Here is a 6643-nt window from a genome sequence, read left to right as displayed (position 1 = left end):
AGGCTTTTATACATATAATCTTCCATATGAGGTGGGATAGATGGAATGGCGTATTGTTCGAAGTAACTAGTTATTCGGGGCTGAAAAAATGCGTAGCAGGTATAAAAGGAGATGTAGGCCCTTTTACGATAATATCAACTATGGGTCTATTTCAAGGATCATCAGAATTAAACATTTAATGCATTTTTGTAAAGGGGAAATAATAAAATGAACGAATTAGAGTATAAAAACTTTTATGATAAAGTAGGAAGATTAAATGGGTGGGATTTCAGTAAGGTGAAATGTGAAACGGTAGGAGACACTTGGGACTTTTATGGCGAAGTGAAAGAAAGATGCAAACCATCAGACTTGCTACTTGATGTGGGTACAGGCGGAGGAGAGAATGTACTTAATATAGCATCTTCAGCTAAATTGTTAATTGGAATAGATAATTCTAATGGCATGATTGAAACAGCACATTCCAACTTGAAAAAAGCAGGTGTACAAAATGTTGAGTTTCTCCAAATGGGTTCGGAAGCTTTAACGTTTCCGCATGCTTATTTTGATATTGCTTCTAGTTGTCATGCACCGTTTATAGCATCTGAATTGGCAAAAGTAATGAAAAAAGGTTCTTTTTTCTTAACACAACAAGTCTGCGAACATGATAAATTAAATCTCAAAGAAGCATTTGGCAGAGGGCAATGCTTAGGCGAAAGAGATGGTATTTTAAAAGAAAAATATATGGATGAACTTATTAATGCAGGATTTGAACCCGTGCAAGTACGTGAATACGATGTTATCGATTATTACAGTACACCTGAAGATCTCATTTTCTTATTAAAACATACACCTATTATTCCTAATTTTGGTGAAGAGGAAGAGGACTTTAATATTTTACAAAAGTTTATTGACGCTAATAGTTCTGAAAAAGGGATTCGTACGAATTCAAAAAGATTTATGATAATTGCTGTTAAATCATAATGTATTTTAGCGTAAAAGCTGATTTTCTTTTAAAGAAAATCAGCTTTTTTGTGTGGAAAAGAATGCAGGGAAAACTTTTAAAAAATAGAAATAAGTTAAGTGTTAATCCAAAAATCAAAATATGGAGGATAATTATTATGAAACGTTACTTTATTAATAATGACCGGATAAATGTACATATTACTGAGTGGGGGAATAATGATAAACCCGTTATTTTTTGTTTACATGGATTAGGTAGTACAAGTTTAAGTTTTATAGAAATTGCAGAAGAATTAAAGGAAGAGTATAGAATCATCTCCATTGATGCACCTGGGCATGGTAAAACACCGCCCTTTGAAAGAACAGAAGATTATGAGATGCAGAATTTAGCAAATTGGTTAAATGAAATAATAAATGAACTGAAAATTGAACATTTCTATTTTCTATCACATTCTTGGGGAAGTTTTGTAGCGCTATTTTATTTATTAAATAATCCAGAAAAGGTATTAGGGAGTATTCTCATTGATGGAGGGTATCAAACGAAAAGGCTTAAAGAAGAAACATTGGAAGAAGAAATTGCTTATTATGAAAAGGACTTTGAAGAGTATGTATTTAATAGTGGGGATGATTTTCTTAAAAGTGAAAAAGAAGTTTATACAAGGTGGTCTCCATTATTAGAACTTGCAGTTAAGGATCTTGGTATAGAAATAAATAATAAAGTATGTTGGCATGCGAGAGGTACAACAGCTGGTAATATCGTAAGAGGCATGCACAAGGATGAAACAATGGATATATATGAGGAGTTACCATCTAATATAATATTACTTCGTGCTACAGTACCAGAAATTTGGGATGAATATAGAGGGAAGACAGCGAGTATTTTAGTGAGAGAACAAGAGCGACAGTAAAACTAATCCCAGATTCTACCCATCTGTTACATTGGGATTACCCGGAAGTTATAGTAGAAGAAATAAAAAACCATTGGTAATGTCTTTATACAATATAACTTAAAAAGGTTGATTCTTGTAATGTATAAGAATCAACCTTTTTGAAGCGTATGTAATAAAACGTATTGAGTAAGTTGTTTGCTTAAAGTGTTATTTTTTTGCCGGTGTATTTCCCATCGCGATAGAAATTCTATTCCAACTATTAATTTGATTAATAATCAAGACAAGGTCAATATATTGTTTTTCATCATAATGTTCACATACTCGTTTATATAGGGAATCAGGAACTCTTTTAGTAGGAATAAGTGTAATATGCTCAGCTAGTTCAATAGCGACTTTTTCCTCTGCTGTATAAAAAGTACATTCATCCCAAGTACTTAAGCAATAAATTCTTTGTTCAGTCTCTCCCATTTTTCGTGCATCAGATGTATGTAAATCTATGCAGTAAGCACAACCATTGATTTGAGAAACTCTAATTTTAATAAGCTCTCTAGTCGTTCGATTAATCGTTGATTGTTTTGTGTACTTTTCCATGTCCATCATAATTTTCATAGCATCAGGTGCAGCATCATAGTAAGAAATTCTTTGAGTCACAACAGAACACTCCTTTTAGCTTAAGATATTATTCATTATATCTTGATGTGGTCGTTCATACCAATTATTTGTACTAAAACGAAAACTGCTTAAAGTTTAGATTTTATTGCATTAGCTGAAAATGTTAACGTAACAGTTCTAATACAAAAGTAGTAGTTTGTTAATTAAAGTTTCAATCTCCAGATGGATTTTTTCTGTTAGTTTTTGAAATACAATACTAATAGAAATAATGAATTTGGAGGTTTATTATAATGATTACACACATTTCAGATATTAAACTACAAACAGTTTCTATAGAAGGAGTAAAACAAGTATACGGAGATATATTATCTTTTCCAATAAAAAAAGAAACAGCATCATTTATTCAATTTGAAGTAACACCATACACAACAATTAGTTTCCAGGAAGTATATGAACCAATTGCACCTGCACATTTCGCTTTTGAGATTCCATTTTCAAAATTTCATGAAACAGCAAGATGGCTTGAAGGGTCTGGATTACTTATTGCGAAATGGAAAGATGGTCATATAATTGATGAGGAGAACAGTCTTTTCAATTTATACTTTAGAGATGGCGATGGAAATCTTCTTGAAATTATCGCACATAGTTATATTAAAGAGGAGGTATTAGTTCCGCATTCCCCCTTAAACATTTTATACGTAAGGGAAATTGGTCTTCCCGTTAAAAGTGTGCCTGTATTTACGGAATGGTTGAAATCAAATCTAAATATGAAAACGATGGAAGATGGAGAGATTTTCAACTTTGTAATAGGTGGCACTGCATATATCGTTGCAACTTGGTGGCAACGACCTTGGATTCCAATTGCGATGAAGGCTTTACCACCGGAAGTACGTGTTTCATTCGGAACACCGGATCGTGTATTTTTGCAAGAAATTCAAAATAACTTTAAGAAAAATAGTGTTCCATTTGAATGTAAACATAATGAAGTATCATTTATTCAACAGGGATATTCATTTACTGTCTTGCATACACCAGAGTTCCATTCCGATATTCCTAGAAAATTAAACTTACCACTTTCTATTTAAGGATAGAGAGTGGTAAGTTTTTTGTATATTCGTGAAAAAGGTTTTCGTTATGATTACAGTGAATTTATAGAGAAGTGTAAGGCGCTATTCTAATTTATTTTAAGGAGAGAAATGAAGTGAATCTAGGTAATCCGATTGCAAAAGGGAATACAGCGGAAATTTATCTTAATGATAATAAAGTTGTGAAATTGTTTAAAGAATATCTTCCTAATACAGAATCTCTATACGAAGCACAAAAACAAAAGTATGCATATTCATGTGGTTTACACGTTCCTAAAGTATTTGAAGTTACAGAGATACAAGGTAGACAAGCTATTATTATGGAATATGTAGAAGGTGAAAGTGTTGGTGAGCTTTTGCTTAATAATTTGAGTAAAGCGGAGCATTTCATAAGTATTTGTGTAAGTATACAACAAAAAATTCATGCTATATCTGTGAGCCCGGATGAAATAGAACCGATGAAAGAGAGACTTTATCGTCAAATTAACTCCGTGCATAATCTGGATGAAAAACAAAAGGGAAATATATTAAAAAGGTTAGATTCAATCATATTTGAACCTAGATTATGTCATGGTGATTTTCATCCGTTTAATTTAATTATGAGCAATGATGATATGAAAATTATAGATTGGGTTGATGCTAGTTCGGGTGATATTCGCGCAGATGTGTTTCGGACATACTTATTGTATTCACAGAATTCAGTGGAATTAGCTGAAATGTATTTACATATATATTGCAAAAATACAGGTTTATCAAGAGATGAAATTTTCCAGTGGGCTCCTATAATTACTGCGGCTAGATTGGTAGAGAATAAATCTCTATAAATAAAAGCTATCTTCATTTCTATATTTTTTCTTGCTAATTCTTTTCGATTTGTCATATACTAAAAAGAGACCAAACGTTTTCTTTTAGGAGGACACTATGCGTAAAGGTGAATTAACAAAAAGAATGATTCTTGATCGTTCCTCTGCCCTGTTTAATGTAAAAGGGTATAGTGGTTCTTCAATTTCTGATATTATGCGAGAGACTGGATTAGAGAAGGGTGGCATCTATCGTCACTTTAAAAATAAAGATGAATTAGCTATTCAAGCCTTTCAGCATGCAACCTCACAAATGGAGGTGCGTTATGTCGAAGAAATAAAAAAAGCATCCAATACGTTTGATAAGTTAAAAACTTTTATTTCTGTTTTTACATCTCTCGTTCATAATGATCCTCTTCCTGGAGGTTGTCCAATCATGAACGTAACGTTAGAAGCAGATGATTCCCATCCTCCCATGGCAGAACAAGCACAGATAGCAATGAATCAATTACTTGGAATGATTGAAAAGATTATTACAAATGGAATTGAGAAAGGTGAGTTAAAACCAGATACGCAAGCAAAGCAGATTGCTATCATCTGGATTTCTTCTCTTGAAGGAGCACTTGCTTTGTCACGCTTATACCAAGATACAGTCTATATTGATACAGTATCGTCACGACTTTTAGATGAGTTGAAAAAACAAATTACGGCCAAGTAAGCCGTAATTTTTATCGCAAAAAAGAGACCGTTCAGTTTCTTTTTTAAGGGGGTGATCCTGAATAGAAATTCCATGATGGAACTATGAAAAAACGGATGAGAGAAGAATGCTACTTTTACAAAATTGTAAATTGAAAAATGTGTAGAGTATAAAAAATTTTGATCTAGTGTTTTCCAATTTTCTTTTAGGAGTGTGAAAAGCTATATGGGAGAGATTGAAACAATCGTTATTGGCTCTGGACCTGGAGGATATGTTTCTGCAATTAGGGCTTCACAATTAGGACAACAAGTGGCAATTATAGAAAGAGGAAATATTGGTGGAGTATGTGCTAACGTCGGCTGTATCCCATCTAAGGCACTTATTTCTGTAGGTCATCGCTTTGAGGAAACAAAGCATTCAGAAAATATGGGTATTTTTTCTTCTGGTGTAAATGTGGACTTCGCAAAAGTACAAGAATTTAAAAACAGCATTGTAAAAAAATTAGTAGGTGGTGTAGAAGGGTTATTAAAAAGCAATAAAGTAGAAGTGATAAAAGGTGAAGCTTATTTCATAGATGCTAACACTATACGAGTAACCAATAAAGATGCAGTTCAAACATATACATTTAAAAATGCAATTATAGCTACTGGATCGCGCCCAGTTGAAATTCCAACATTTAAATTTACAAAACGTGTGATTAATTCTACAGGTGCACTTAATTTAACTGAAGTTCCAAGTAAATTGGTTGTAATCGGTGGCGGTTACATTGGTACTGAATTAGGCTCTGCTTACGCTTCCCTTGGTTCTGTAGTAACAATTATTGAAGGAGGTAAAGACATTTTAACTGGCTTCGATAAACAAATGACTCAAATTGTGAAAGAAGACCTTATAAACAAATGTGTTAGAGTAATAGTAGATGCATCAGCTAAAGGTGTTGAAGAAGTTGAAAATGGTGTAATTGTTACCTACGAAATTGGTGGTGAAGAAAAGAAAGTTGATGCTGATTACGTATTAATAACAGTTGGCCGTCGCCCTAATACTGAAAATATGGGTTTTGAAAAAATCGGTATTGAGTTTTCTGACCGTGGTTTATTAAAGGTTGATCAACAATGTCGTACTAACCGTCCGAACATTTTTGCTATCGGTGATATTATTGCTGGTCCACAGCTTGCACATAAAGCATTTTACGAAGGAAAAGTAGCTGCCGAAGCTATCTCTGGTAAACTATCATTTATTGATTATTTGGCAATCCCAGCAGTTTGCTTCACAACCCCTGAATTAGCAACGGTCGGTTATACCGAAGAGCGAGCAAAGGCAGAAGGCATGGAAGTAAAAGTGGTTCAATCGCCATTTTCAGCAAACGGTCGTGCACTTGTATCAAATGAAGGAAAAGGTTTCTTGAGGCTATTGGTGCGTAGAGAAGATGGTGTATTAGTAGGTGCTCAAATCGTGGGTAATGGTGCATCAGAAATAATTGCCGAAATGGGTTTAGCAATCGAATCAGGCATGACAGTTGGAGATATTGCATTAACACCTCATGCTCATCCAACTCTAAGTGCGGTTGTGATGGAAGCTGCTGAGACCTTAATTTACAAGTTGAAATAGATAGTAATTTATAAA

General features: G+C 33.6%; 6 protein-coding genes and 1 pseudogene. 6 read left to right on the top strand and 1 reads right to left on the bottom strand.

Annotated features, from left to right (window positions below):
* The first annotated feature begins 207 nt into the window (after window positions 1-207).
* Together ACFWDE_RS24105 and ACFWDE_RS24100 are read left to right on the top strand one after the other, a co-directional pair.
* On the top strand, window positions 208-960 hold the full coding sequence (locus ACFWDE_RS24105; RefSeq protein WP_377895195.1) for a class I SAM-dependent methyltransferase: 753 nt from the start codon (window positions 208-210) through the stop codon (window positions 958-960).
* Window positions 961-1097: 137 nt separating this feature from the next.
* Window positions 1098-1927: pseudogene (locus ACFWDE_RS24100) on the top strand (alpha/beta hydrolase).
* Window positions 1928-2036: 109 nt separating this feature from the next.
* Here ACFWDE_RS24100 and ACFWDE_RS24095 read toward each other — a convergent pair.
* Window positions 2037-2480 (bottom strand): carboxymuconolactone decarboxylase family protein, encoded by a 444-nt coding sequence (locus ACFWDE_RS24095; protein ID WP_002200421.1) that lies wholly within the window; start codon window positions 2478-2480, stop codon window positions 2037-2039.
* 251 nt (window positions 2481-2731) lie between these two features.
* On the opposite strand from ACFWDE_RS24095, the gene ACFWDE_RS24090 reads away from it, so the two are divergent.
* The 4 genes from ACFWDE_RS24090 to lpdA all read left to right on the top strand — a co-directional run bounded on the left by ACFWDE_RS24090 (window position 2732) and on the right by lpdA (window position 6628).
* Window positions 2732-3526 (top strand): VOC family protein, encoded by a 795-nt coding sequence (locus ACFWDE_RS24090; RefSeq protein WP_377895193.1) that lies wholly within the window; start codon window positions 2732-2734, stop codon window positions 3524-3526.
* A gap of 116 nt (window positions 3527-3642) precedes the next feature.
* Window positions 3643-4350 carry a phosphotransferase family protein gene (locus ACFWDE_RS24085; RefSeq protein ID WP_377895191.1) on the top strand — a complete coding sequence of 236 codons (708 nt, stop codon included), beginning with the start codon at window positions 3643-3645 and terminating at the stop codon, window positions 4348-4350.
* Window positions 4351-4447: 97 nt separating this feature from the next.
* Window positions 4448-5044, top strand: a complete 597-nt coding sequence (locus ACFWDE_RS24080) for a TetR/AcrR family transcriptional regulator (RefSeq protein WP_377895190.1) — start codon at window positions 4448-4450, stop codon at window positions 5042-5044.
* A 204-nt stretch (window positions 5045-5248) separates the two neighbouring features.
* Complete coding sequence (gene lpdA, locus ACFWDE_RS24075; protein WP_377895188.1) at window positions 5249-6628, top strand: dihydrolipoyl dehydrogenase; 1380 nt, start codon at window positions 5249-5251, stop codon at window positions 6626-6628.
* Window positions 6629-6643 lie beyond the last annotated feature (15 nt).

It is taken from the genome of Bacillus sp. NPDC060175, assembly GCF_042728695.1.
Taxonomy (GTDB): domain Bacteria; phylum Bacillota; class Bacilli; order Bacillales; family Bacillaceae_G; genus Bacillus_A.
This window is presented reverse-complemented; position numbering and strand designations above follow the sequence as displayed.